Below are 1,577 nucleotides of genomic sequence, written 5' to 3' on the forward strand. Positions count from 1 at the left end.
GCGGCGAACGCGGACCGGTCGCTGACCCGCGTTCGCCGCCGCCGTGGCGCAGGACGGCGGGCTGCCGTTCCTCGCGCTCGCCCTCATGACCGGGGACGAGGCGCGCGACCTGCTGGCCGACACCGCCGACCGGCTCGGCGGGCGGCCGTGGGGCGTCGGGGTGCTCGGGTTCGCCCCGCCGGAGCTGCGCGCGGCGCAGCTCGACGCCGTGCTCGCCGCCCGGCCGCCGTACGCGCTGATCGCGGGCGGCCGTCCGGCCCAGGCCGCGCCGCTGGAGGACGCCGGGATCGCGACCTACCTGCACGTCCCGTCGCCGGGCCTGCTGGAGCGGTTCCTCGGCGAGGGCGCGCGCCGGTTCGTGTTCGAGGGGCTGGAGTGCGGCGGGCACGTCGGCCCGCGCGCGAGCTTCCCGCTGTGGGAGGCGCAGGTCCAGCGGCTGCTGGACTTCGCGGACCGGCATCCCGGCTCGGCCGGGGAGATGTCGGTGCTGTTCGCGGGCGGCGTCCACGACGAGCGGTCCGGCGCGATGGTCGCCGCGCTCGCCGGGCCGCTCGCCGAGCGCGGCGCGGACGTCCGCGTCCTCATGGGCACCGCGTACCTGTTCACCTACGAGGCGGTCGCGGCCGGGGCGATCATGCCCGGCTTCCAGCGGGCCGCCGTCGAGTGCGCCGGGACGACCCTCCTGGAGACCTCGCCCGGCCACGCCACGCGCTGCGCCCGCACCCCCTACGTCGAGGCGTTCGAGCAGGCCAGGCGTGGTCTGGAGGCCGCCGGGACGACCCGCAGGCGGATGTGGGAGCAACTGGAGGAGCTGAACCTCGGACGGCTCCGGATCGCCGCCAAGGGCCTGCGGCGCGGGCGGGGCGGCGGCGCGCTGGAGTCCGTCGGCGACGGCGAGCAGGCCCGCGAGGGGATGTACATGCTCGGGCAGGTCGCGGCGCTGCGGTCGGCGACGACCAGCGTCACCGGGCTGCACGAGCAGGTCACCACGGGCGCGCAGCTGTTCCTGGAGGCCCGGGCGGCGGAACTCGGCGTGACCGCGGAGGAGTCCGCGACGTCCGCCGGAGCGTCCGGGGCGTCCGCGGCGGCCCCGGCGGACGTCGCGATCATCGGCATCGGCTGCGTGTTCCCGCAGGCCGGCGACACCGAGGAGTACTGGGCGAACATCGTGCGCGGCGTGGACGCCGTCACCGAGGTCCCGCCCTCCCGGTGGGACCCGGCGGTCTTCTACGACCCCGGCAGCGGGGACGGGGAGAAGACCCCGTCCAAATGGGGCGGGTTCCTGCCGGACGTCCCGTTCGACGCGTTCGCCTACGGCATCCCGCCGAACTCCCTGGGCAGCGTCGAGCCGACCCAGCTGCTCGCCCTGGAGGTCGCGACGCGCGCGCTGCGCGACGCGGGCTACGACGAGCGCCCGTTCGACCGGTCCCGCACCGCCGTCGTCTTCGGCGCGGAGGCCGGGACGGAACTCGGCGCCGCCTACTCGGTCCGCGCGCTCCTGCCGAAGTTCTTCGGCGAGGTCCCGCCGGGCGTGGACGAGCAGCTCCCGCGGCTCACCGAGGACTCGGCGCCCGGCG

The 1,577-nt window shown here is 76.9% G+C and carries 1 protein-coding gene; it reads left to right on the plus strand.

What is annotated here, in order from left to right:
• Positions 1 to 43: 43 nt before the first annotated feature.
• The coding region (locus AB0J52_RS39825; RefSeq protein WP_500188329.1) for a beta-ketoacyl synthase N-terminal-like domain-containing protein at positions 44 to 1,577 on the plus strand (1,534 nt) is incomplete at its 3' end.

Origin of the sequence: Spirillospora sp. NPDC049652 (assembly GCF_040675125.1) — a bacterium.
In the GTDB taxonomy this organism is placed as follows: domain Bacteria; phylum Actinomycetota; class Actinomycetes; order Streptosporangiales; family Streptosporangiaceae; genus Spirillospora.